Genomic DNA, 22972 nt, shown 5'->3' with positions numbered 1-22972 from the left:
TTCGGTTCCGAAATGAGCGTCGCCCACAGGTGCGGCGTCAGCCTCCGACCCTGGCATGGTGGCGACGCGGTCGGCTAGACTCGAGCCCTCGTGGCGATCGGGCCGGAGGATGAGATCGCCCGAACATGGAGGTCCGGGATGAATGCTGGCGGAAGGATCGGCCTCGGCCTGATGACGTCCCTGGCCCTTGCATGGGCGTGGGCGGGCCCTGCCCGGAGTCAGACGCAGGGCCGGGCGGGCGGGCGGGCCTTGGCCCGATTGGCCTGCGCCTGGGTCGGGCAAGATGGGCAGGATCGGGTCGGGCCCGGCGTGGGGGTGGGCCCCGATCGGCTGCAAGACGCTCGGATCGCCCTGACGGGGCTCGCGGCCGGGGTCGAGGTCCGCTGGGTCCGGGTTGAGGGCCCCGACGGATTGCGCTGGGAGTCGGGGATGAATCCGCGCAAATCGGCCAATACCGAGTTCTTGCGGGATCCGAAGTTGCCGGACAGGGGCGACCTGTTCCTCGCCCCCGGCCGCGACCTGGCCCGCGTGCCCCTGCGCGTGACGGTCGGATACCCCGACGACCGGGTGGAGTCGTCCCGCCTCCTCGCCGGCCCCTGCGATCCCGCGCTGGCAATGCCCGCCCTGTCAGTTCCGGAGGTGGTCGCCGCCCCCTTGCAGGTGAGATGGGCAGGTCAGGACGACTCGCGGCCCGGCCTGCGTGGCGCGGTGCACCTGGAAGTGACCGGCCTGCCCCCGGGCTCCGAGCCAACGGGTCTGACGCTGAGCAACGCCGCGGGCACGGCCTGGGTCGGCGGGCTATCCGAGACGCATCCGCCTTATGGAAAAGGGACGATGGCGCCGATGGTGGCGACCAAGGCGGGCGACGGTCGCGTCGACCTGCACTTCACCCCCAGTCGCGACGAGTCGGGCTCGGTGATGATGGTGCGGGCCGACCTCGCCGACGGACGGTTCGCCGTCGCCCGGTTCCGGGGCGGGGCCTGCGACCTGTCCAGAATTGGTCCGATCCGGGCGAGCGGGTCGGCCGAGGCCAGGCCGGGCGACGACCTGAATGCGCTGGCGGCCAGGGGCGGGCGGGTCGTGCTGACGCCCGGGGTGTACCGGCTCGATCGCCCGCTTCTCCTGGTCGAGCCGATCGAACTGGTCGGCCAGCCCGGGGCCATCCTGGAATTCGGCCAGGGGCCGGGTTCGCCCCGCTGGGGTACGGCCATCGAGATCCGGGCGGGCTGCACGACTTTGCAAGGGTTCTCGGTCCGGTTCAGCGGCCCCGTCCTCTGGGACGAAGGGACCTTCTACGGCCCCGCGGTGATCGGCCATGGCCTCAGCCCCAAGTATCCCGAGTACCGGGTGAACCTCAGGATCGAGGGCCTGGACCTGGAGGGGCCGCCGGTCGCCCGGCCGAGCCGGACGAAGACCGAGCCCGCACCAAAGCTAATCCGGCTGCCCGCGGCGGTTTCCGGGCGGATTGCCGGGAATCGCCTGCGCGGGGGGGCGGTCGAGTTCTTCGGCGGCCCCTGGGAGATCGTCGACAACACCTACACGGGGACGCCCCCGGGGTCGGCCTGCTTCGAGGTTTTCGTCGGCCATGGCACGCGGGGCCTGGTGCTGAAGGGCAACCGCGTCAAGCCGGTGGCCCCCCACGGCAAGACCTGGCGGTTTTTGGTGCTGACGAACTCGGGGGCCGGAGACCTCGTGGCGGAGAACACCGTCGAGGGGATCGGCCCGCGCGACGATGACACGATCCCGGGGATCAATGCCGCGGAGCTGATCCTGACGGAGGCGTATCGCCTGAGCTTCGAGGGGAGGCCCGCCGCGGTCTCCGCCGACGGGTACGTCGTGCGGGTGGCAGGGCGGCAGGGCGAGCCCGCCGGGGCCGGGGCCGTGCTGGCGGTCCTGACCGGGCCTTCGGCCGGGACCTGGATCCGGCTGGCCCAGGCCGTCGACGCCGACACCTTCCTGCTGGACGCACCCCTGCCCGACCCGAAGGCCGTCATCAGCGTGGCCAGCGGGTTCGTCGGCGAGCGGTTCGAACGCAACCGACTGGACACCCGGGGGAGCCGCGAGGCGAACAACCTGGTGCTGGTGGGGAACCACTTCGGCACGATCATCCGCGACAATCAGTTCCTGGGCGGAGGCGATGCGCTGAAGGTGACCGCCGCGCCGACGGAGCTGCCCGTGCACTGGGGCTGGTCGCACGCGCCGGCCTTCGGCCTGGAGTTCCGCGGCAACACCATCGAGCAGCCGGCCCGCCCCGGGTTCTTTTCGGTGGAGCACTCCCCCGCGATCAAGTCCAACGCGGGCCGGCTCTACATGACGCTCGACCTGCGAGACAACCGCCTGGGCAAGCCCGCCAAGGGCCCCGGCCCGACGCTCTGGCTGGGCGAAGGGCCCCCGCCCGACCCCGACGAGCTGAGGGTGACGGCCGCCGGCAACACCGCGCTCGACGGCTCGGCCTTCGAGCCCGTCCGGGTCCGCTCGGGCACCGTCAACGGCCGGCCGACGACTCCGACTCCGGACACACGCCGTCCGTCGAGGCGGCCGGTGTCGGATTAAGCATGCAGCCCCCGGGTGACGATCTCGAGGAACTCCCGCGCCCGGCGGGCCAGGTCGTCGATCTCACGAGGGTCGGTGGGCGGTGGGAGGAGCGGGGCGGAGATGTTCTCGCAGCAGAGCGGCAGGGGCCGGCCGGTGAATGCGAGGGGGCGGAGCAGCCGGTAGTGATCGATCACGCCGAGGCCGGGCCCGCAGTCCTGGTCCAGCGGGACATTGCGGTGGTCCTTGATGCAGAAACTGCGCACCTCGCCTGCGCAGGCCTCGATGTCGGGGATCGGGTCCACGTCGAGGTAATCCATCACGTTTCCGGCGTCGTAGTTGACCTTGATCCCTTCGTCGCCGACCTCCCGGATAATCGACGCGCAGGCGGCGCCCGTGCCGGTCTCGCCGCCGTGCTGCTTCACGACGACCGTGACCCCGTGGTCGCGCGCGATCGGGCCGAGCGCCTTGAGCCGCTCGACCCAGAGGCTGCGGTTGCCCCCCTTCGTGTGGCCGAACGTCAGGACCTGGGGCACGCCCCCTGCTGAAGCCTGCTTGATCCGTGCCCTGAGGATCTGGGGCGCATCGTCGGCCTCGGGATAGACCCCTGAGAACATCATCAAGGGCTCCAGCCCGAGGTCGCGGCACCTCGCCCCCAGCTCCCTCGCCCGGTCGGGGGGCGCGTCGGCGGCGAGGACCGCGTCTTCGCGGGCCCCTTCCCGATGCGTCGTCCCCCAGGCCACGTGGCGATATCCGGCCGACTTGATTCCCGTCAGGGCACGCCCGAGCGGGAAGCGCGAATAGGGCAGGGTCATGCAGGCGATCTGGAACTGCGTGACACGGCCCTTCCCGGCCGCCTTCACCGGCTCGTCGGCGCTCGCACGGCCGACGCCCGTGGCCAGCGCCGCGAGGCCACCGGCCGTCGCGCGCAGCCAGGTGCGGCGGCCGAGATCGTCGAGTCCCCGGGGTTGGGCGGTCGCTCCTGGTTCCATCGTTTCCCCTTCGATCTCGCGGGTTTCAGCGGAAGATGGTCTGGCCGGGGATGGCGACCTGGGAGGCGGGCGGCGTAGCGTCCCAATCATATCGGGACGGGCTGAGGTCTTCCTGCGAGTTCAGGGCCATCTCCCAGGTGACTTCCTGGCCGGTGTAGGCGGCCATCCGGCCCATGATCGCCAGGAGCGTGCTGCGGGCCATGTAGTCGCCGTTGTTCACGGGCTTGCCCGCGCGAATGCCGGCGAAAAGCTCGTCATGCTCGGTCTGGTACATCGAGTTCTTGGGGCCGTCGTAAAACCAGTCGACGCCCGCGGCGCGGATGCGAAGCCCCTTGCGGCGCTCGGAGAGATCAGCCCTGCCGCGCGTGCCGAAGGCCTGCATGCTCATGTCGTTCGAGCATCCGGGCTGCTGGCGGCACTCGCTGACGAGCCGGGCTCCATCGGCATATTCATAGATGACCGAGAAGTGGTCGTAGATCTGGCCGTACTCGGGCCCGGTCAGGACCTGACGGCCGCCCATGCCGACGGCCTTCGCCGGGTATTGGTCCTTCATGATCCACGCGCAGGTGTCGAGATGGTGGACGTGCTGCTCGACGTTGAAGTCGCCCGAGAGCCAGGTGAAGTTGTACCAGTTGCGCATCTGGTAGGTCATCTCCGACCAGCCGGGCTGCTTGGGCTTCGCCCAACGTCCCGAGCGATAGTCGTTGGCGAAGAGCGTGAGGATGTCGCCGACGGCCCCGTCGTGGATGCGCCTGACGGTCTCGCGAAAGCCGCTGTCGGAGCGCAGGCAGAGCCCCGAGGCGACGGACAGGCCCTTCGACTTGGCGAGGGCGCAGGTCTCCAGAACGGAGCGTACGCCGGGCGAGTCGACCGCGACCGGCTTTTCGGCGAAGACGTGCTTGCCGGCGTCGATCGCCGCCTTGAGGTGCTGGGGCCGGAAGTGCGGCGGGGTGCAGAGCAGGACGACGTCGACATCGCCGGCGATCAGTCTGTCGCATGCGTCGAAGCCGACGAATCGGGACTCGGGCCGGACGTCCACCTTGGAGGTCACGGACGGGTCGGCTTGCAGGACGGCCAGGCTGTCGAGCAGGCGATCCTCGAAGGCGTCGGCCATGGCCACGAGCCTGGCGCCCGGGTCGGCGGCCAAGGCCTGCGATGCCGCCCCCGTCCCCCGGCCTCCGCATCCCACGAGCCCGACGCGTAGCACGTCGCGTTCGGCCGCCTTCGTCGTCGCCGTCGCGGGTGCGGCGAGCAGGCCGGCCGCCGCGGCGGCCTTCAGGAAGTCCCTGCGGGGCGTCGGGGTTCGCATGCGCGGATCCTTTCACTTCTTCAGGGGTTGGACCTCGAACTTGCGGACGAAGAGCTCGAACCCTTCGGTCTGGAGCAGGATCTTGCCGGCCGACGGCGACACGTCATAGGCCCTGTTGACCACCACGCCGTTGACCCGGACCTCGATCCGGCCCCCGTCGCACAGGCATTCGACCCGGGTCCAGTCGCCCACCGGGCTCTCCACGTCGTCCCTGCCTCGCGTGTCCAGCAACTCCTTATAATCCGGGTCATGCTTCGACCACCAGAGTTGCCCCCCCTTGAATTCGCGAGGACTCCCCCCTTCCTTCCACCGAGGCCGGCCGTCGGGTCCGTTCGCGACGTCGGACCTGAGCGTCACGGGGATCTTGGCCCCGCCCTGGTCGCGGCCGGGGATGACGATCAGGTCGCCCACGCAGCCCTGCGCCAGCTGGCACTCGACCGACGCCATCCAGGTCCCCTCGGCGTTGCCGTCCGGGCCGGTCGCGTGCAGGAGGATGCCCGAGTTGCGCACCGACGTCCCGCCGTCGGTCCTCTTGCCCCAGCGGTATTCCACGATCAGGTGGTAGTCGCGGTATTCCTCCTCGGCGGCGAGATATCCATACCCGTCGCCGCTGATATGGATGGTCGAATCTTCCACGACGAACACGCGGCCGGGATCTTGCCGCCCGGGCCCCTTCAGCCAGGTGGAGAGGCCGTCGAGGTTCTTGCCGTTGAAGAGGCGCGTGACTTCCACAGGCGTGATGGGCGTGGCCCGCGGCTCCGCGAGCCGGGAGGCGCCGAGCGACAGCGTAATCGCCAGGGCCAGGCCGATCATCGGAAGCACCGGCCGGGCCCAATTCCGCGAGGGCGGCGGGGCCGAGGTGTCGGCCAGGCCCGCCGAGGCTTCGACCTGAGAGTCGAGCTTGTCATCGGTCATGCGTACCATCCCGTCGATTGACAGCGATCGGTCATTCGTGGAGATCGGCCACCTTCCAGGAGACGACGCTCGTGACACCCGCCAGCTGGCCGCTGCCGCGGACCCACCAGGGGGGGATCTGGAGGACCATCATCGTCTGCTTGCCGAAGCGATGCGAGGGGATCTCCAGGTCGAGGTCCAGGTGGTGGACGATGAAGTCGCCGGCGTCGGTGCCGAAGTAGGTCAGCCCCTCGGGCTCCTTGTCGTGGAGGATGGCCGACGAGCAGTCGACGGGGACCCAGCCGACCCCATCGGCGTAGAACTCGGCCTTGACGTGCTCCTGGTTCCCCGCGGGGCCGCCCCCCTCGCCACCGTCGAAGGCCCAGCGGCCGACGAGGAGCCTGGCCGGGATGCCGTGCGCCCGCATGGCCGAGGTGAACACGACCGAGAGCCCGCCGCAGTCCGACTTGCCCGCCTTGCAGACGGCCGTGGCGTGGCGGTCGAGCTTGTTCGTATAGTGATACGAGAACTCTTTCTTGATGGCGAGGAACACGCGCCTCGCATAGTCGACGTCGGGCTCGCCCTCGCCGCGGGCCAGGCCGCGGTCGGCCAGCCAGGCGCGGAACTCGGGGGTCTCGAAGTCGAAGTGCTCGGCGCTGGCCCTCAGCGAGAGCACCCGCTCGTTGGCGGTCAGCGGCGCGACCTTGGCGGGGGCGTCTCCCGGCTTGAGCTCGACCAGGCGGCGGGCGATCAGGGTGGCGGTGTATCGGGCCTCGACGGTCAGGGCCTTGGCGAGTTCCCCGGTCGTCGCGGCGACGATGACCTCGAGGACCGGCTGATGCCTGGGGCTCCCCTCGGCGACCTCACGCCCCTCGGGCCTGGCGGCCGAGCTGACGGCCGACTGGCAGGGGAGCGCGGGGATCTTGGGGACGAAGACGTCCCACTCATCGGCCTTGAGCTGCGGGGCCGAGATCGCCAGGGTGAGCGTCGCCTCGACGCGCCGCGAGGGCTTCGACTCGATCGCGTATTTCGGCCCGGCGGCGACGGCGGCCGGGGCGGGGACCAGGGCTGCCAGCAGCGCGAGGGCTGCCGTACGGGTTGCGTCTCTGATGGTCATGGCTGGCCCTCCTGCGGGGGTCGTCGGGTCTCTGGGTGGCTGGCGTCGTGTTCATCGGCGAGCCGCCGGGCCATCGCGGCCCAGGTGCGAATGAGGATGAGCCCGGCGACGATGAGGCCGAAGGCGAGGCCGGCCCAGAGGCCCCTGGCGCCCCAGCCCAGGCCGTAGGCGAGCGTGGCGCCCAGCGGCAGGCCGAGGAACCAGTGCGCCCCCAGGTTCACCAGCATGGGCGTGCGCGTGTCGCCGGCGCCGCGCAAGATCCCGGTCGCCACCCCCTGCATACCGTCGAAGAGCTGGAAGAGGGCCGCCATCGACATCAAACTCAATCCGATGGAGAGGACCTCGGGCCGGTCGGTATACAGCCGCAGCACGGCGCCCGGGGCGAGCACGAAGGCCAGGCCGGTGCACGCCATGAAGCCGACGCCCAGGATCAGGGCCGACCAGCCCGCGCGTGCCGCCGTCGCCGGATCGCCGCGGCCCAGCGCCTGGCCCACGCGAACGGCGCCCGCCGAGGCCACGCCCAGCGGCACCATGAAGGTCACGCTCGACGCGTTCAGCACGATGTGGTGCGCCGCCAACGTTGCGGCCCCCATCGTGCCGGCCAGCGCCGTGGCCGCGCCGAAGACGCCGACCTCGAGCGCCAGGTGCGTGGCCGCCGGCAGGCCCAGGCCGAACAGCCTGCCCAGGCGGGCACGGTCGGGCCGGAGCGAGACGTTCCAGAAGCCGGTCCCGGCGCGGCGGTCGTGCCAGAAGGCGTAGGAGACCAGCATGGCGGCCATGGCCAGCCGCGCCAGGCAGGTGGCCCAGCCCGAGCCCTCGACGCCCATCCGGGGGAAGCCCAGCAGGCCGAAGACCAGCACGAAGTTGCCGGCGATGTTCAACACGTTGGCCACGACCAGCGCCGCCATCACCGGGGCCGCCCGGCCCATCCCCTGCACGTAGCGGCGGAATGCAGCGTAGATGAGCAGGGGCGGCGTGCTCCAGTTGATCGCCCGCAGGTAGGGCCCCACCAGGCCCAGCACCGTCGGGTCGACACCCCACCAGGCCATCGCGGGGCCAAGCGCCGCGACCAGCAGCATCAGCGGGGGCGTCAAAAAGAGCGCCAGGTAGACCCCCTGCACCAGCGACCGGTGGCACTCGTCGAGGCGCCCCTCGCCGAAGGCGCGCGAGACCACGGCGTCGAGCCCCAGCAGCATGCCCATGCCGAAGATGGCCGGGACGAAGTGGAGCATCGACCCCAGGCCGACGGCGCCGATCGACTCGGGGCCGAGCCGGCCGACGATCAGGGTGTCCTCGACCCCCATGGCCATCCAGCCGAGCTCGGCCAGGACCACCGGGACGGCCAGCCTCAGGGTTGGCGCGATCTCGGCCGCCACCGACCCGCTCGCAGGGCGCGTGCGGTCCCCCTTCCCGTCCGTCTTCCGCTCTGCCGTCACGCCCAACGCTGGTGCCCTCGCCGCCCTCGCGGCGTCAGATCCGCCGGCTGGACGCCCATCATAGCGGCACGGGGCCGCGGGCGGCGAGCTTGAACCCCGGGCGCGCGGAGAGTATGATCGGAGATCTTGCATGCTTGAGCCCCGAGGGGAGCGCGGCGACCCCGGGGTGCCCGGCCCGTCGGCCGCCGGGATGCGGCCCCGCCGATGCCGGCGCACGGATTTTCCCCTCGAATCATGTCGAATCAACAGAACAAAGTCCTCATCATCGCCGAGCATGCATCTTCGAAGTTCGGTGGCGAGGCGATCCTGCCCGTCCACTACTTCCGCGTCCTCCGCAAGCGGGGGGCGGAGTGCTGGATGATCGTGCATGACCGGACCCGGGCCGAGCTGACGGCGATGTTCCCCGACGACCTCGACCGGATCTCGTTCGTCCCGGACACCTCGCTCCACAAGTCGCTGCTGAAGCTCGGGCGGCGCCTGCCGCACACGGTCAGCTATTTCACCCTGGGGATGATCAGCCGACTCTCGACCCAGAGGATCGCCAGGTCGATCGCCGCCCGGCTCATCCGCGAGCACGGGATCGACGTGGTCCACCAGCCGATCCCCGTGGCGGCCGGCGAGCCTTCCACCTTGCACAAGCTGCGTCTGCCGCTGGTGATCGGCCCGCTCAACGGCGGGATGACCTACCCGCCGGCCTTCGGCGGCAAGGACGATGCGGCCCAAGGATCGCGGAGCCTGCGGCGGCTCGTCTCCGACTCGATCAACCGGATGGCCCCGGGCAAGCTGAAGGCCGACATGGTCCTGGTCGCCAACGAGCGGACCCGCAAGGCGCTCCCCTCGGGCGTCCGTGGGGAGGTGATCGAGCTGGTCGAGAATGGCGTCGATCTGGAACTCTGGTCGGCCCCGGAAGGCGACCGGGCCCCCCAGGCAGGGCCGACCCGGTTCCTCTTCATCGGGCGGATGGTCGACTGGAAGGCGGTCGACGTGCTCATCGACGCCCTGCACGCGGCGGTGCAAGCCGGGGCCGACGTCCGGCTCGACCTGCTGGGCGACGGGCCGATGCGTGCCCCGGCGGAGGAGCAGGTGGCACGCCTGGGCCTGGCTCCCCGGGTGACCTTCCACGGTTGGATCAAGCAGTCCGAATGCCCGGCGAGGCTGCGCGAGGCCGACGCCCTGGTGCTGCCGAGCCTCTACGAGTGCGGTGGCGCCGTCGTCCTGGAGGCGATGGCCTGCGGCATCCCGGCGATCGCCACCGAATGGGGCGGGCCGGCCGACTACCTCGACGAGTCGTGCGGGATCCTCGTCCCACCCACCTCACGCGAGGCACTCGTCTCGGGATTCGCCGCCGCGATGAAACGCCTGGCGGCCGACCCCGAGCTGAGGCGGTCGATGGGCCGCAACGGCCGGCAACGGATCCTCGACCATTACGACTGGGAGCGCAAGGTCGACCGCATCCAGGAGCTCTATGCGCAGGCCATCGGCCACCACCGAGGGGCCGCCGCGAAGTAGGGCAAGGGCCAAGGCGGCGTGCCCTCCCCTCGCCCGGATCAGCCAGGTCTGGTAGGCCAGCAGCGCCAGGAAGAGCACGAGGAAGACGGACAGGGCCGCCCCCGCCCGGATTCGCGTGCCGAAGAGTCGCTGGTTCCGGTAGACCAGGAGCACGGGCAGGCCCAGCGCCGTCAGCAGGAACTTGCCCATCAGGAAGGTTCCCGGGCCCTGGTCGAGCAGGACGCGTAGCACCGGGTTGGCCTCCTCGGCGCCCAGGGCGACGAGCCTGAGCGTCAGCAGGCCGTCGACCAGGCTGAGCACCACCAGCAGCACCATCAGGGCCAGCAGCCGGTTCGGGATCTGGTCGACGAAGTACGTGTCCTGGCGTTCCTCGGCGCGGCGCACGGCCACACGCCGGCCGCCCGGGCGGAAGACGTCGAGCGGGCCCGTCGGCCGTCTCCTGCGGTCGGGCCCGCAACGGTCATCGGGCCAGGGGCCGGGCGTGGGGTCGCGATGGCGGCTCATCTCGGGCACCCCGCGAGAGCAGAGGCCGAGCCGGCCTCTCTTCGAAGGTCGCGTGTCGGCCTGAGCCCCGGTTCGCTCATCGAAGTCCCGTCGCTCTGGAGGCCGTGCGCTCGAGGAGGGCAGCCCCCAGGGGCTCGCCGGGCCGATGAACGTCGTCGGCGGGGGCGGCGGATCTCGAGGAGCGATCGTGGGCGGCCCGAACGAGGAGGCCCCTTCGATCCGTGCTGCGTCGGCGCGGGCCGCTGGAGATCCATGGTGTGCATTCCGGCCCCTCGATCGAACGTCATCGCCAACCCGCCGCCTCGCGGGACTTCTTCCCCCGCCGGTCAATCCCCGCTTGGACCGATCAGCGACCCGGGCCGCCGGTCCCGACTCGCGAAGTGACGACCGGGTCGATGTCCGGCAAGGCATCGAGGGTGCTGGCCACGCCGTCGAAGCCCTCCTGGGTGAAGACGATGGTGTAGGACCCGTATCCGGCCGAATCGCCGGTCCTCGTCAGGGTCAGCGACCATGAGCCCTCGATCGAGCCGGACGAGCCCGGCCTGAACGGGCCGACGGCGAAGAACCTGGGGGCCGCGAACGCGATGTCCAGGTCGGCCAGCGTCGTGGCGTAAGTTTGGTGGTGCGAACGATAACGGTCCTGGGCCGAGCGGACCGAGGCGCCGTAGGCAAACGCTTCCGCGGCCTTCGATCGCTCGACACCCTGGTTGAATCGCGGCACGCCAAAGGCGGCCAGGACGCCCAGGATCACCAGGGCCAAGGCGCACTCACTCAGGGTGAACCCGGCCCGTCGACGGCTGACGCTCTGTCCCGACATGGCGCGAAACTCCTCCAGGCGGCGAACTCCGGATCGTCCGGCGTCTCGCCCCGGTCGATCCCAACCAACGGGGCGTGAGATGGCGTCTGCCCGCCATTGCGGACGGACGATCGGCCCGGGGATGCCGGATCTGCCGTCAATCGCGGATGCTACAGGGCCTCTAGGTCGCGGGTTCGGTGCTGTCAAGTCGCCCGCGGAACAGTGGAAATGCCCGACGAGCCGCCGCAGGATGGGGGGTTTGGTCGGATTTCCTGGATTTTCCCTAAGATTCGGCGGGCCAGATGCCGATTTTCTTGATCGGCAGATCGCGTTTGCCGTGGTCGAAATTTCGGCGTGGCCACGTCTGCCAGAAATGGCAGATATTGGGGCAGAAACCCGCTCATGGCTGCCTCGTCCGCGGAGATTGCACACATCAGGGGGAGTGGCACGGATGCCAAGATCGTCCCGCGGCCCTAAGAGCCGCAAGTTTTCCCTCGTGATGGGAGGCCTCCTGATCGGAGGCCTGGGTCAGGCCGCATTCGGCCAGACCCCACCGCTTCCCGACCCGGCCGTCCCCCCCGCGGCCAACTCGGAAGCAAACCCAACTCGCGAGGCCCAGCTCGAAGAACGGATCCACCAACTCGAGGGCATGGTCAAGCAGCTCGCGAATCAGGTCAACACGCTGTCCGAGCCGGCCCAGCCGGGCCCGGCTGTTGGCGTCTACGACCCGAACGGGACGCCGGGCGTCGGCCCCGGACTGACCTCCGGAGGAACGCCCGCCTCCGGCGGCGACACCGGGCCGCCCGGCGCGACCGCCGCCCCCTCCGCCATGGGCGGTGTCTCGGCCCCGGGGCAGTCGAACCCGCCGGCCCCGGCGCCCTCGGCCCGGTTCAACTCGCCGGCCACGCTCGATAACTTCCCGGGCAAGGTCAAGTTCGGCCCGGGTTTCGAGATCAGGGCCGACAACGATGAATACATCCTCCAGTTCCACAACCTGACCCAGTTCGACTACCGAGGATTCGAGCAGGGGGGCCAGGTCAACGTCCGCAACACGTTCCTCTTCCCCCGCCAGTGGTTCATGTTCAGCGGCCGGGTGTCCAAGCAATTCGGCTACTTCGTGTCGTTCGCCAACGGCTTCGACTCGTTCTCGCTGCTTGACGTCTTCGCCGACATCGACTACAGCCCCAAGCTCAGGATCAGGGCCGGTCGGTTCAAAACCCCGTTCACTTACGAGTTCTTCGTCGAGCCGATCCAGGGGCTGACCGTCCCCGAGCGGTCGATCTTCTTCAACAACTTCGCCCTCAACCGCGACGACGGCGTGATGGCCTTCGGCCGCCTGTTCGGCCAGAAGCTCGATTACGCTGGCGGTATCTTCAACGGCACGCGCAACGGCCTGATCGACGCCGACAACTCGAAGGACGTCGCCGGTTTCCTCAACTACAGACCGTTCGACGAGTGGAAGGACACGGCGCTCGAGAACTTCAACATCGGCGGCTCGTTCTACGCCGGCCAGCAGGAGCACGCTCCCATCCCGCAGGTCCTGCGGACCATCGTGCCGACCACGGGCAACAGCGTGGCGGGCATCCCGTTCCTCGCCTTCAACACCAACGTGCGTGAGTCGGGCTTCCGGGCCTTCTGGGACCTGCACGCCGCCTGGTACTACAAGCAACTCGCCGTCGTCGGCGAGTGGGGTAGCGGTGCCAGCCAGTATGCCACGACCGTCAACCTCCGCGACCGCGACCGCATCGGCGTGCAGAGCTTCTATGCCCAGGCGAGCTATTTGCTGACCGGCGAAACCCGCGGCAACATCGGCCTGGTCAAGCCCATCCACCCCTTCAACCCGACCAAGGGAAACTTCGGCACCGGGGCCATCGAGCCGTTCGCCCGATTCGAGTACATGGACGTCTCGAACAACGTCTTCTCGCAGGGCCTGGCCGACCCCAACCTCTGGTCCAACCGCGTCTGGATGAACTGGGTCGGCGTCAACTGGCACCTCACCCAGTACGTCAAGGTGTACCTGGCCTGGAACCACGCCGAGTTCGGCAACCCGGTCCTGTTCAACACCTCGCCCGTCGCGCGCAAGCAGCTGACCAGCGACGAGTTCATGCTCCGCTTCCAGCTCTACTTCTGATCCGCCGAGGATCGCGAGAACGCCCCCTCCCTCGCCCCGGGCAATGCCGCCCGAGGCGAGGGATTTCGGCGTTTCGAAGGCTAGCGGCCGGGCGGCTTCCGCTGGTCGCGGAGGATCTTCCCCAGGTCGTCCTGCTCGCCCGGTCGGGTCAGGTCCTGGCCGTGCTTGGCCACCGAGATGAAGCCGATGAACATCTCGTCGTGCGTCCCCTCGCCCCAGTGCACCTTCACCGGCGGCTTGATCGGGTTGCGGGGGTTGGCCGCCGAGTTGTCGAAGTGCCCTTCGACCTCGACGACCGTGCCGGCGGGCAGGAACAGGGGCTCGCGGAACAGGTACGAGTTCTGCCAGTTGAAGTCCCAGTCGTCGATCCGGATCAGGGGCTTGCGCGTGCCGTCGGGCAGGATCGCCGCCATGGAGATGTCACGCCCCCTCATGTGCATGTGGGGCGTCACCGAGTACGCATCGACGTCGACCGGCACCTTCCAAATCGCCTTCGCGGCGATGTTCGCGTCGCCCGCGGGCAGCTCCAGGTGCTCCGGGTCGGCCGCCATCGCCGAGACGAGCGTCTGCCTGATGGGCGTCTTGGCGAAGTAGAGCCCGATCCTCGTCCGGTCCACCTCGCGCTTGCCCGACGGGTGATAGTGCACCTGCACGACGAGGTCGGCCCCGCTCGGCAGGAACCGGCCGACCCCCTCGGGCAGATAGCGCGGCTCATTGCCGGGCGCCCACCCCCCCATGTCGCTCACGGCGGCGAACCCGGGGCCGCCGAAGCAGGTGTAGCCGGGGCCGGCCTCGGCCTCGTCCTTCTTGCGGGCGTCCCCCCTGGTGTCGACGTAGCCCAGCACGTGATGCACCACCGACGCGTTGCCGGGCCGGTACTCGACGGCCGACACGGCCACCTTCTCGGGCAAGTTCGTGGGGATCACGAAGCAGCGGTAGATGTCGTCGCCCGAGGCGGGCACCTCGAAGTCGGTGCCGATGTCCACGACGAGGTCGGGCGTGCCCAGCGCCCACCCTTCTGGGAACGCCCGCGGGGCGGGCGCCTTCGACGGGTCTCCCTCGGGGGCCCCAGCGCCGGCCCAGGCGACGAGCATGGCGATCTCGGCCTCGGACATCGACTTGTCGTGCGCGAACGGGATTCCGGCGCCCGCCAGCGGCTTCCAGGGGGGCATCCGCCGGTCCTCCGCCACCGAGGCCAGGTCATCGGCACGCTTGCGGGCCTGCTCGTACGTCAGCAGCGGGAACGGCCCGACCTGCCCCGGCCGGTGGCATTCCTGGCAATGCGCCTGGAGGATGGAGACCACCTCGCCCGCGTAGGTCGGGGCCTGCTCCGGCCTGGCCGCCGGGACCGGCAGCGGGCAGCCGACCGCCTTGGTCAGGGCCACGGCGACGGGCTTGCCCGTCGTCAACGCGGCCACGGCGTCGCGCAGCTCGTGCGACGTCGAATTCGCGTTCCGCTTGAGGCGGGCGGCATACTGATCGTCGATCCGCCCCAGGTAGCGGACCTCGCCGGCCTGGTCGAGAACCGCCACCTCGGGCGTGACACTGGCGCCGAAGGACCTGGCCAGGGTGCCACGGCGGTCGCGCACGACGGGGAATTCCAGGCCGTACTCCGCCTTGTGGGTCGCCACCGCGCGGTCAGATAGGTCGGGGTCGACGCAGACGCCGACCATGGTCAGCCTGTCCGCCAGATAGTCGCCCCGCAAGGCCTTCAACGCCGGGCTGTAGGCGTTGGAGATCGGGCACTCCGTCGAATAGAAGATGAGCACGGCGGCGCCCCCCTTCGGGGCGGTCAGCGCCACGTCCTTGCCATCGAGCCCGCGAGCCGTGGACGGCCGATCGGCGGCCTGGGCGGCGGGCGCCGAGAGAGCAGCCAGGGCCACGCAGAGGGCTGCGGCGAAACATCGCACGATGTTCGATGGAAGCATCGGATTGAAATCCCTGAAAACGAGGGACGCGTCGCGCCCGGGCCATCCGTCGGCCGAGGGTACGCCGCCCGGGGCGATCCCGATGCGGGACGAGGGGGACCCGCCACCACGCGATCATTCTACGCCGCCCCGGGGGTTTCTGCTCGATATGCCGCCGAAGACGACGCGAACTCAGCGGAACGACGCCGCCAGGCCGGCGGCGGCCTGCACGGTCTGGTAGTGGATGTCGACGGTGTCCTCGACGTGCTTCGCGTAGCCCCCGGCCATCGAGATGGCCACCGGCAGGCCGGCGGCACGGCAGTGGTCGAGCACGATCCGGTCGCGCGCGGCAAGCCCCGCCTTGGTCACCTTCAACCGGCCCAGAGTGTCCCCCTCGAACGGGTCGGCGCCGGCCAGCATGATGGCCAGATCGGCCCTCGAGCGGTCGATCGCCCGGCGGACGCCACGCTCCAGCGCATCGAGATAGGCACCGTCGTCGGTGCCGTCGGGCAGATTCACGTCGAGGTCGCTGGGCTGCTTGCGCATGGGGTAATTCTTGGCCCCGTGGATCGAGAAGGTGAAGACGGTCGGGTCGCCGGCCAGGATCGAGGCGGTGCCGTCCCCCTGGTGGACGTCGGTGTCGATCACCACCACGCGCCTGGCCCGCCCCTCGGCCTGCATCGCCCGCGCGGCCACGGCCGAGTCATTGAAGATGCAGTAGCCGGCCGCCTTGTCGGCGTGTGCGTGATGAGTGCCGCCGGCCAGATTCACCGCCACCCCGTCCTCAAACGCCGCGCGTGCCGCCTCGATCGTCGCACCGCTGGACCGCCTCGACCGCTCGACCAGCGAGCGCGACCAGGGGAAGCCCATCTCCCGGACCTCGGCCTCGGTCTGCAAGCCCCCCGCGACGCGCCTGACGTAGTCCGGGGCGTGCGCGCGGCAAAGCTCCACGTCGGTCGCGGCGTGTGGCACCAACAACGAGCCCTCAGGCACCAATCCGGCCTCCACGATCCGCCGCCGGAGCATGGCGTACTTGATCATCGGGAACCGATGCGTCGGCGGCAGCTCGATGACGAACTCGTCGCAATAAAACGCCTTCATCCAACCCCCCTGCCCGGCCCAACACCCCTCCAAGGTGTAGGCCGCCGGGCCTCGCCGTCAAGCCACCGGCCCTGCGATCGAAATCGATCGCGGCGCCATTGACTCGACTGATTTGTGGCAATACACTGCCAGTGGCAATGGGATGCCAGGCATGTCGCCCGGCGGCCCATCCCCGGTCACCCGCGAGCGGACGCATGGCAAGGCAGCAATACCAGGCGGGCCTTGGTGCCCGCGAGCGGCAGATCATGGATTCGGTCTACAAGCTGAGAGAGGCCTCGGTGGCCGACGTGCTGGCCGACCTGGCCGACCCGCCGTCGTACTCGGCCGTGCGGACGATGATCCGGTCGCTTGAGGCCAAGGGCCTGCTCCAGCATCATCAGGTGGGCACCAAATATGTCTACCGCGCGGTCCACTCGCGCGACGCGGCGAAGCAATCGGCCCTCAGGCACCTGATGCAGACCTTCTTCGCCGGCTCGGCCGCCGCCACCGTCGAGGCGATCCTGCACCCGTCCGTCGCCAATCTGAGCAACGACGACATCGAGCGTCTGGAGCAGCTCATCCAGCAGGCCCGCCGGGAGGGGAAATAGCATGCGCCTGGAATTCGCACTCGCCGTCTCCTTCACGCCGCTCCTGGTGGACGCGGCCCTCAGGGCGACGATCCTGCTGCTGCTGGCCAACCTCGTCATCGTGTTCGCACGCCGATCTTCGGCCGCGCTCCGCCATCGGATCTGGGCATTCACCCTCGCCGGCCTGGTCGCCCTGCCGGTCGTCACCTGGTCCGTTCCCGGCTGGAACTTGCCGGCGATCCCCGCGTTTTCGTTCGCACCGGAACCGCTCCGGGTCGAAACCGACGAGCCCACGCGTGAGGAGACGACCATCCGTGCCGACGACCGCCCTCCCATCAGGGACGACCGTCCTCTCATCATGGATGCCATGGAGGCCCGCCCCGAGCCCGCAACAAGCCCTCAGTTCGCTCGCACCGAGGGGCCCGCCGCCATCGATCCCCCTCCGAGTTGGACACGCGCCTCCGTCGTGCTCGCCCTCTGGGCCGTTGGAGCGATGGCCTCGGCCATCCCGACACTCCTCGGCCTGACCGCGAATTTTCAGCGTCGCCGCCGATCTTCGGTCGTGCGGGATCAATCCTGGATCTCGCTGCTGGACGACCTGAGGCGAGCCTCGGGAATCCGCCGTCCCGTCGACCTGCGTCAGTCGGGCGACTCGCCGATCGCCCTGACCTGGGGCGTGTTTCTCCCGGTCATCCTCCTGCCGGCCGAGGCCACCAACTGGTCGTCCGAGGCCCGCCGCCTGGTGCTGCGCCACGAGCTGGCCCACATCCGGCGCCTCGACGTCGCCTGGCAGCTCATCGGTCGGCTGACGACGTCCCTGTTCTGGTTCCACCCCCTCGCATGGCACGCCCTGCATCGGATGCGCCTGGAATGCGAGCACGCCTGCGACGACTGTGTGGTCCAGGCCGGAGAGCGGCCCACGGACTACGCCCGCCAACTCCTCGCCCTGGCCCGCCCCCTGGCCCTCGCCCGCTCCGCCGCCCTCGTCGCGATGGCCCGCCCCAACACACTGGAGCAACGCATGAACGTCATGTTCGACGGCACGCGCAGCCACGTGCCAATGAGCCGAGCCCGAGCAACGCGCCTGGCGATCGTCGCCACCCTCCTCATCCTCGGCCTCGCGACCGCCCGGCCCCCAGGGGCAGCCTCCGCGGCCGATGAGACCCGCGCGGCCGACGAACCGGCCGCCGCGAAAGCCCAGCCCGCTTCTCCGGCCATTCCCGCCCACCTGCCGGCCGTGGGGCGCATCCGGGGCCGCGTGGTCAAAGAAGCGGGGGGAGATCCGGTGCCGGGGGCCGAGGTCCTGCTGATCCGGCAATATCGCGACGAGGAGCGATATCGTCCGGGCGGCGGGTCGGCCCTTCGCCAGGTCGCCGACGCGAGGGGGAACTTCGCGTTCGACGGGCTGACCCTCGGTCGCTATTGCGTCTGGGCAACTCTGGGTCAGCTGACCTCACGCACCCTGGCCGGCCAGGATGGCGTGGTGGAACTGACCGCGATCGGACAGTCGGGAGGGCCGCTCGAGATCCTGGTCCGCCCGGCGGCGTCCCTCAAGGTTCGCGTGAAGGACAAGGCGACGGGCCAACCGATCCAGGGGGCGAATGTGATCGTGGGCTGGGCCGATCGGCCCGAGGCACCCATCACCGACCGCGACGGCACATATCTCGTCCAACGCCTGATGCCGGGCTCGAACGAGGTCTCGATCTCGGCCGATGGCCACGCCAACGAGCGGCGTAAGGTGACCCTGATCGCGGATGAGGTCACCAACCTCGACGTGCTCCTCGGACCTGCCTCGACGCTGGAAGGCCAGATACGCGACGCCGAGGGCAACCCGCTCCCGGGAGCCAAGATCACGGCGATCACCCCGGATGACTCTTACGAGTTCTCCCGGGCCGTGTCGGACACAGACGGCCGCTATCGCCTGGAGAAGCTGCCGATTGGCGTCGCCTTCGTGGTGCGCCACGGAAAGCGAGCGTATGCAACGAACGTCACGCCGATCACCCTCGCGTCGCTACGGCAGACGCTCGACGTCTCTTTGACGCCACCCCCGGACGGGGGGGCGATCGCCGGGACCGTCGTCAGCAAGGATGGGCTGCCCATTGAAGGGGCCCTCGTGAGGAATCGCGGGGATGCCGGTGTACGCAACGCAAAGACCGGGGCCGACGGGCGTTTCCTGATGAAGAACCTGTATCAGGATCGGAACTTCGGCAAGGAGATCGTCGTCTCCGCCAAGGGGTTCGCACCCCGTCGCCTGAGCGTGCAGGCCGGTCCGCCCGACAAGCCGGCGGAGGTTTCCGTGACCCTCGACCCCGGCCATCGCATCCGCGGTCGCGTCGTTGATGACGCGTTGCAGCCCATCGCCAAGGTGAGGGTCGCATTCGAGCATGACTTGCTGGGGACCTTCGACGGCGTGAGCACGATGACCGATGAATCGGGCCGGTTTTCGCTCGACTCCCTCTCCGCCGGTGGCGTCTTCTCGTTTTATGGGATGGAGCTTTCCTTCCTGGAGAAGCATTCGCTCCCGCTCGACACGGACGAGGTCGTCACCGTCCGGTTGAAACCGGCCGGCGAGATTTCCGGCCGCGTGGTCGACTCGAAGACGGACCAACCCATCCGCGCGTTCAACGTGCTCCTCAGCTTCTCGCCCGACTGGAAATCCGGCGACCCGTCGGTCAGGCTCCACACTCACAACGTCGGGCTCGGCGAGCCATGCCGGTCCGACCAGGGTCAATTCAAGATCTCGCACCTTTTCCTGGGTATGCCGCTCCAGGTCACCGTCTCTGCCGATGGGTACCAGCGTCGAATCGTACCCCGGGTCGTGGCCACCGATCCACGCGTAAAATCGACCACGACGTTCCGCCTCGACCCGATCGATCCGGCCAACCTGCGATCTTACGGCGGGCGGATCCTCGACTCCGCGGGTCTGCCCGTCTCGGGCGTCCAGCTGCGCCTGATCGCCTCGGGCAAGCGAGATGCGAGGCGTCCTGCCCGCCCCCCGATCAAATGGGAACATCTCGTGGATGACCTCCTCAACTTCAATCCGGAGATCGAGCTGTTCCTGAAAGGGGTGACCGACGACGCGGGGCGATTCCGATTCGACGGGGTCCCCGAGCAGGCCGAGGTCGAGCTGGCCTGGTGGCGTACCGGCCTTGGCCGGGGAAGGTCCACGCATCTGGAACGCATCAACGATGAGGGGAAGCAGGCGATCGAAGTCACCATGCCGGCCACCGGCCGTCTGGTTGGCAGGGTCGATCGCGGGGTCTTCCCCGAGGCCGCCCGCGTCGAGATGGTTCGCGATGACCTCGGCGGTGCCGTCCTGGAGTTGCAGCCCGGCCAGACGGACTTCGAGTTCGGTGACTTGGCCCCTGGGGAATATGGAGTCGCCTTGTTGCCCCTCTACGAACGCGAGCGAGACGTCCCCAAGCTGAGCCTGGAGAAGGTGACCGTCAAGCCGGGCGAGGCGGCCCGGGTGGAGTTCAACGCCAAGAAATAAGGTCGTGAAAGGGCGGCGATGCCGGGATTGGGCATCGCCGCCCTCGGTCTCATCCCGCCACGGCCCGCATCGGCTGGGGCTTCCAGTAGGTCAGCGAGCGCCAGAGCCACTCGGCGGGGCCGTAGCGAAAGTGGGCCAGCCAGACGGGGCTGAAGGTGAGCTGGAAGGCCCAGATCATGAGGGTAAGGCCCATCAGGTAGGGGCGGGGGACGGAGCCGTAGAGGCCCAGGCCGTAGCCGTAGAAGAGGGTCGTGCAGAGGATCGAGTCGAACAGGTAGTTGCTCAGGGCCATCCGGCCCACGGCCGCGAGCCGACGGGTCAGCCCCGAGAGCAGCCCTGCGCGGACGATGAGCATCACCAGGCCGACGTGGCCCAGCACCACCGGCATGCTCCCCACCAGGTAGAGCAGGACCCAGCCCTGGGTGATGTAGTCGAGCGGGCGGCCGGCGAAGAAGCCCGTCCGCAGGCTCACCGCGGTCTCGATCGCCATCAGCGGCAGGCCGATTCCATAGCCGAGGACCATCATCCATGTGTAGAAGCGATTGGATCGAAGGCCCGAGAAGACGCCCAGCTTCATCAGGCCCATGCCCAGCAGCATCCGGCCGCCGGCCAGCCACCAGCCGGCGAAGATGAAGCCGAAGGTCTGTGAGGAGATGAGCTCTTCGGCCCGCTCCTTGACAATCCCGGCGTAGCCCCCTCGGTGAGTGGCGATGTCCTTCTGGAACCGCTCGTGGCTCGGCTTCGTCCCCTTCAGGGTCTTCGCCCAGCCGTCGCTGACCCGCTTCTCCCACTTGGTCGGCGTCTTGCCCGCCTTGGTCTCGGCCTGCACCCTCTCGTGCGTCCGCTTCATGTAAGAGAAGGCGCCCCGGGCCCCGACGACCAGGGGGGCCGCCATGAGGACCAGGCACGTGCCGACCACCAGCAGGGTTTTGGGGCTCCAACGGCGACAGGGGTAGAGCAGGAACCCGCAACTGGCGTACATCACCAGGATGTCGCCCGCCCAGATGAGGTAGGAGTGGATCAGGCCGATGACGAGCAGCCAGGAAACCCGCCGGTAATAGACCCGCCCCAGCCTGGCCCCCCGGCCCTCGGCCCGATCGGTCATCAGCACCAGGCCGGCGCCGAAGAGCATGGAGAATAGGGTCATCATCTTGGTGTCGAACACAAAGTGATTGAACATCCAGAAGCCGACGTCGACGGGCCCCGCGCCGGGCGCGGCGTAGGGGTTGCTGTAGACGCGATTCGGCCAGGCGAAGTCGACGATGTTCATCGCCAGGATGCCCAGCAGGGCCACCCCGCGCAGGACATCCACCGAGGCCAACCTGCCGGCCGGCGCCACCGGCTCGGCGGGGGGCGGAGGGACCGTCTCGGGGTCGGGCATCGGAGGCCCGTCGACCGGGAGGTCGCCGGCCTCGACCGTCGCGCCGTCGGCTGCGAGAGCTTCACCGGGTTCGTCGCCGGCCTCGACCTGTGCATCGGTCGCCATCGCTGGGGTCCTGATAGGGGCGCGGGGCGGGCGCCCGGCTTCGGCCGGTCGCACCGGCAGGATAAACCGCGGGGGCCATCCTTCGGAGCACGGAAATGCGTTCGCCGGCCGCCCCCGATTCTTGCGAGGGGCCGCCCGCCGCGTACACGGTATCGTCGGGCCGACCGAGCCGCTAAGATTGTCGGGCACCCGGATCCAAGATCGGCCCGGGCGCGGCGAAGACCCCTCGGCCTTTGATCCGACTCGACCCAATCCGACCTGACGCGGCGGGGCACCATGCTGTTCGAGCTCCAGGGCGTCACCAAGACCTACGGCAAGATCAGGGCCCTGAACGCGCTGGACGTGGCGATGCCCGAGGGGGCCATCGGCCTGCTCGGGCCCAACGGCGCGGGCAAGACCACGATGATCCGGACGCTGCTGGGCCTGATCCGCGTCGACTCCGGCGGCGGGGCGGTGCTGGGCCGGGACATCCACGCCGAGCGGCTGGCGATCCGCCAGGTGGCGGGCTTCGCCCCCGAGGACGAGTGCCTGTTCCCGGGCCTGGCCGGGGTCGACTTCGTGGCCTACGCCGGCGAGCTGGCCGGGATGCGGCGTACCGACGCCATGCAGCGGGCCCACGAGGTGCTCGACTACGTGGGCCTGGGCGAGGCCCGCTACCGCAAGGTGGACAGCTACTCGACCGGCATGAAGCAGCGGCTCAAGATCGCATCGGCGATCGTTCATGATCCGAAGCTTCTCATCCTGGACGAGCCGACCAATGGCATGGACCCCGCCGGCCGCGAGGAAGTGCTGGAACTGGCCCGCGACCTGGCCCGCAACAAGGGGATGAGCCTGCTCTTCTCCAGCCACCTGCTGCCCGACGTCGAGGCCGTCTGCGACCGGGTGATGGTGCTGGGCGGAGGCCGGCTGCTGGCCCAGGGGCTCATCGCCGAGATGAAGGCCGCCCACTCGCGGCAGGTGGTCGTCCGGGCCAAGGGAGATCAAGCCCCTTTGATGCATGCCCTGGCCGCCGCGGGCCTGGCCGCCGAGCCGCTCGACGACGAGATCATGGTAACGATGGCCGACGGCCAGACCGCCCGGTCGATCTGGGAGGTCGTCGGCCAGTCCGGCGAGCAGGTCCGGTCGCTCCGCCCTCGCCGGAGCACGCTGGAAGATGTGTTCTTGAAAGCCATCGCGTCGCCCGGGGGCCAGGCCTGACC

Annotated in this window: 15 protein-coding genes and 1 pseudogene; 6 read left to right on the top strand and 10 right to left on the bottom strand. The window is 69.5% G+C overall.

Translation table 11 applies throughout. The features are described 5' to 3' along the window. The first annotated feature begins 138 nt into the window (after window positions 1–138). Window positions 139–2553 carry a hypothetical protein gene (locus EP7_RS12470; RefSeq protein ID WP_463528175.1) on the top strand — a complete coding sequence of 805 codons (2415 nt, stop codon included), beginning with the start codon at window positions 139–141 and terminating at the stop codon, window positions 2551–2553. Here EP7_RS12470 and EP7_RS12465 read toward each other — a convergent pair. The 5 genes from EP7_RS12465 to EP7_RS12445 are packed head-to-tail and all read right to left on the bottom strand — an operon-like array spanning window position 2550 to window position 8280. Continuing rightward, the gene (locus EP7_RS12465) at window positions 2550–3524 is read right to left on the bottom strand and encodes a sugar phosphate isomerase/epimerase family protein (protein WP_463528174.1); all 975 of its coding nucleotides are present in this window, start codon (window positions 3522–3524) and stop codon (window positions 2550–2552) included. The genes EP7_RS12470 and EP7_RS12465 overlap by 4 nt on opposite strands. A gap of 25 nt (window positions 3525–3549) precedes the next feature. After that, window positions 3550–4833, bottom strand: a complete 1284-nt coding sequence (locus tag EP7_RS12460) for a Gfo/Idh/MocA family protein (protein ID WP_463528173.1) — start codon at window positions 4831–4833, stop codon at window positions 3550–3552. Between the two features lie 12 nt (window positions 4834–4845). Next, a complete protein-coding gene (locus EP7_RS12455) occupies window positions 4846–5748 on the bottom strand; it encodes a 3-keto-disaccharide hydrolase (protein ID WP_463528172.1) in 903 nt (300 codons plus the stop codon). A 31-nt stretch (window positions 5749–5779) separates the two neighbouring features. Then, a complete protein-coding gene (locus EP7_RS12450) occupies window positions 5780–6844 on the bottom strand; it encodes a transglutaminase-like domain-containing protein (RefSeq protein ID WP_463528171.1) in 1065 nt (354 codons plus the stop codon). Beyond that, a complete protein-coding gene (locus EP7_RS12445; RefSeq protein ID WP_463528413.1) occupies window positions 6841–8280 on the bottom strand; it encodes an MATE family efflux transporter in 1440 nt (479 codons plus the stop codon). The genes EP7_RS12450 and EP7_RS12445 overlap by 4 nt, the downstream gene beginning before the upstream one ends. Before the next feature lie 234 nt (window positions 8281–8514). Between EP7_RS12445 and EP7_RS12440 the strand changes: the two genes are divergently transcribed. Then, on the top strand, window positions 8515–9789 hold the full coding sequence (locus EP7_RS12440; protein ID WP_463528170.1) for a glycosyltransferase family 4 protein: 1275 nt from the start codon (window positions 8515–8517) through the stop codon (window positions 9787–9789). A gap of 78 nt (window positions 9790–9867) precedes the next feature. On the opposite strand, the pseudogene EP7_RS12435 reads toward EP7_RS12440, so the two are convergent. Next, window positions 9868–10104 (bottom strand): annotated as a pseudogene (locus tag EP7_RS12435) (DUF5658 family protein); the annotation flags it as partial. A gap of 535 nt (window positions 10105–10639) precedes the next feature. Then, on the bottom strand, window positions 10640–11110 hold the full coding sequence (locus tag EP7_RS12430) for a type IV pilin protein (protein WP_463528169.1): 471 nt from the start codon (window positions 11108–11110) through the stop codon (window positions 10640–10642). Window positions 11111–11588: 478 nt separating this feature from the next. On the opposite strand from EP7_RS12430, the gene EP7_RS12425 reads away from it, so the two are divergent. Continuing rightward, a complete protein-coding gene (locus EP7_RS12425; RefSeq protein ID WP_463528168.1) occupies window positions 11589–13220 on the top strand; it encodes an OprO/OprP family phosphate-selective porin in 1632 nt (543 codons plus the stop codon). A gap of 80 nt (window positions 13221–13300) precedes the next feature. On the opposite strand, the gene EP7_RS12420 is transcribed toward EP7_RS12425, so the two are convergent. Both EP7_RS12420 and EP7_RS12415 read right to left on the bottom strand, forming a co-directional pair. Then, window positions 13301–15148 (bottom strand): redoxin domain-containing protein, encoded by a 1848-nt coding sequence (locus EP7_RS12420; RefSeq protein ID WP_463528167.1) that lies wholly within the window; start codon window positions 15146–15148, stop codon window positions 13301–13303. Window positions 15149–15319: 171 nt separating this feature from the next. Further along, a complete protein-coding gene (locus tag EP7_RS12415) occupies window positions 15320–16228 on the bottom strand; it encodes a histone deacetylase family protein (RefSeq protein ID WP_463528166.1) in 909 nt (302 codons plus the stop codon). 194 nt (window positions 16229–16422) lie between these two features. On the opposite strand from EP7_RS12415, the gene EP7_RS12410 reads away from it, so the two are divergent. After that, window positions 16423–16815 (top strand): BlaI/MecI/CopY family transcriptional regulator, encoded by a 393-nt coding sequence (locus EP7_RS12410; protein ID WP_463528165.1) that lies wholly within the window; start codon window positions 16423–16425, stop codon window positions 16813–16815. Window position 16816: 1 nt separating this feature from the next. Continuing rightward, window positions 16817–20287, top strand: coding sequence for a carboxypeptidase regulatory-like domain-containing protein (locus tag EP7_RS12405; RefSeq protein WP_463528164.1), 3471 nt, complete (start codon window positions 16817–16819; stop codon window positions 20285–20287). A 49-nt stretch (window positions 20288–20336) separates the two neighbouring features. Here EP7_RS12405 and EP7_RS12400 read toward each other — a convergent pair whose 3' ends face one another. Next, window positions 20337–21773, bottom strand: coding sequence for a DUF418 domain-containing protein (locus tag EP7_RS12400; RefSeq protein WP_463528163.1), 1437 nt, complete (start codon window positions 21771–21773; stop codon window positions 20337–20339). A 276-nt stretch (window positions 21774–22049) separates the two neighbouring features. Here EP7_RS12400 and EP7_RS12395 point away from each other — a divergent pair, with 276 nt between their 5' ends. Continuing rightward, complete coding sequence (locus tag EP7_RS12395; protein ID WP_463528162.1) at window positions 22050–22970, top strand: ABC transporter ATP-binding protein; 921 nt, start codon at window positions 22050–22052, stop codon at window positions 22968–22970. The last annotated feature ends 2 nt before the right edge of the window (window positions 22971–22972 follow it).

The organism is Isosphaeraceae bacterium EP7 (assembly GCA_038400315.1).
In the GTDB taxonomy this organism is placed as follows: domain Bacteria; phylum Planctomycetota; class Planctomycetia; order Isosphaerales; family Isosphaeraceae; genus EP7.
The sequence above is the reverse complement of the archived record's forward strand: the minus strand, read 5'-3'. Positions and strand labels throughout refer to the sequence as shown.

What these genes read in the sequence shown, in the direction of transcription:
- EP7_RS12410 (WP_463528165.1), top strand. Translation starts at nt 16,423, where the DNA reads ATGGCAAGGCAGCAATACCAGGCGGGCCTTGGTGCCCGCGAGCGGCAG.
- EP7_RS12430 (WP_463528169.1), bottom strand. Translation starts at nt 11,110, where the DNA reads ATGTCGGGACAGAGCGTCAGCCGTCGACGGGCCGGGTTCACCCTGAGT.
- EP7_RS12420 (WP_463528167.1), bottom strand. Translation starts at nt 15,148, where the DNA reads ATGCTTCCATCGAACATCGTGCGATGTTTCGCCGCAGCCCTCTGCGTG.
- EP7_RS12400 (WP_463528163.1), bottom strand. Translation starts at nt 21,773, where the DNA reads ATGGCGACCGATGCACAGGTCGAGGCCGGCGACGAACCCGGTGAAGCT.
- EP7_RS12405 (WP_463528164.1), top strand. Translation starts at nt 16,817, where the DNA reads ATGCGCCTGGAATTCGCACTCGCCGTCTCCTTCACGCCGCTCCTGGTG.
- EP7_RS12460 (WP_463528173.1), bottom strand. Translation starts at nt 4,833, where the DNA reads ATGCGAACCCCGACGCCCCGCAGGGACTTCCTGAAGGCCGCCGCGGCG.
- EP7_RS12470 (WP_463528175.1), top strand. Translation starts at nt 139, where the DNA reads ATGAATGCTGGCGGAAGGATCGGCCTCGGCCTGATGACGTCCCTGGCC.
- EP7_RS12425 (WP_463528168.1), top strand. Translation starts at nt 11,589, where the DNA reads ATGGGAGGCCTCCTGATCGGAGGCCTGGGTCAGGCCGCATTCGGCCAG.
- EP7_RS12440 (WP_463528170.1), top strand. Translation starts at nt 8,515, where the DNA reads ATGTCGAATCAACAGAACAAAGTCCTCATCATCGCCGAGCATGCATCT.
- EP7_RS12415 (WP_463528166.1), bottom strand. Translation starts at nt 16,228, where the DNA reads ATGAAGGCGTTTTATTGCGACGAGTTCGTCATCGAGCTGCCGCCGACG.
- EP7_RS12465 (WP_463528174.1), bottom strand. Translation starts at nt 3,524, where the DNA reads ATGGAACCAGGAGCGACCGCCCAACCCCGGGGACTCGACGATCTCGGC.
- EP7_RS12450 (WP_463528171.1), bottom strand. Translation starts at nt 6,844, where the DNA reads ATGACCATCAGAGACGCAACCCGTACGGCAGCCCTCGCGCTGCTGGCA.
- EP7_RS12455 (WP_463528172.1), bottom strand. Translation starts at nt 5,748, where the DNA reads ATGACCGATGACAAGCTCGACTCTCAGGTCGAAGCCTCGGCGGGCCTG.
- EP7_RS12395 (WP_463528162.1), top strand. Translation starts at nt 22,050, where the DNA reads ATGCTGTTCGAGCTCCAGGGCGTCACCAAGACCTACGGCAAGATCAGG.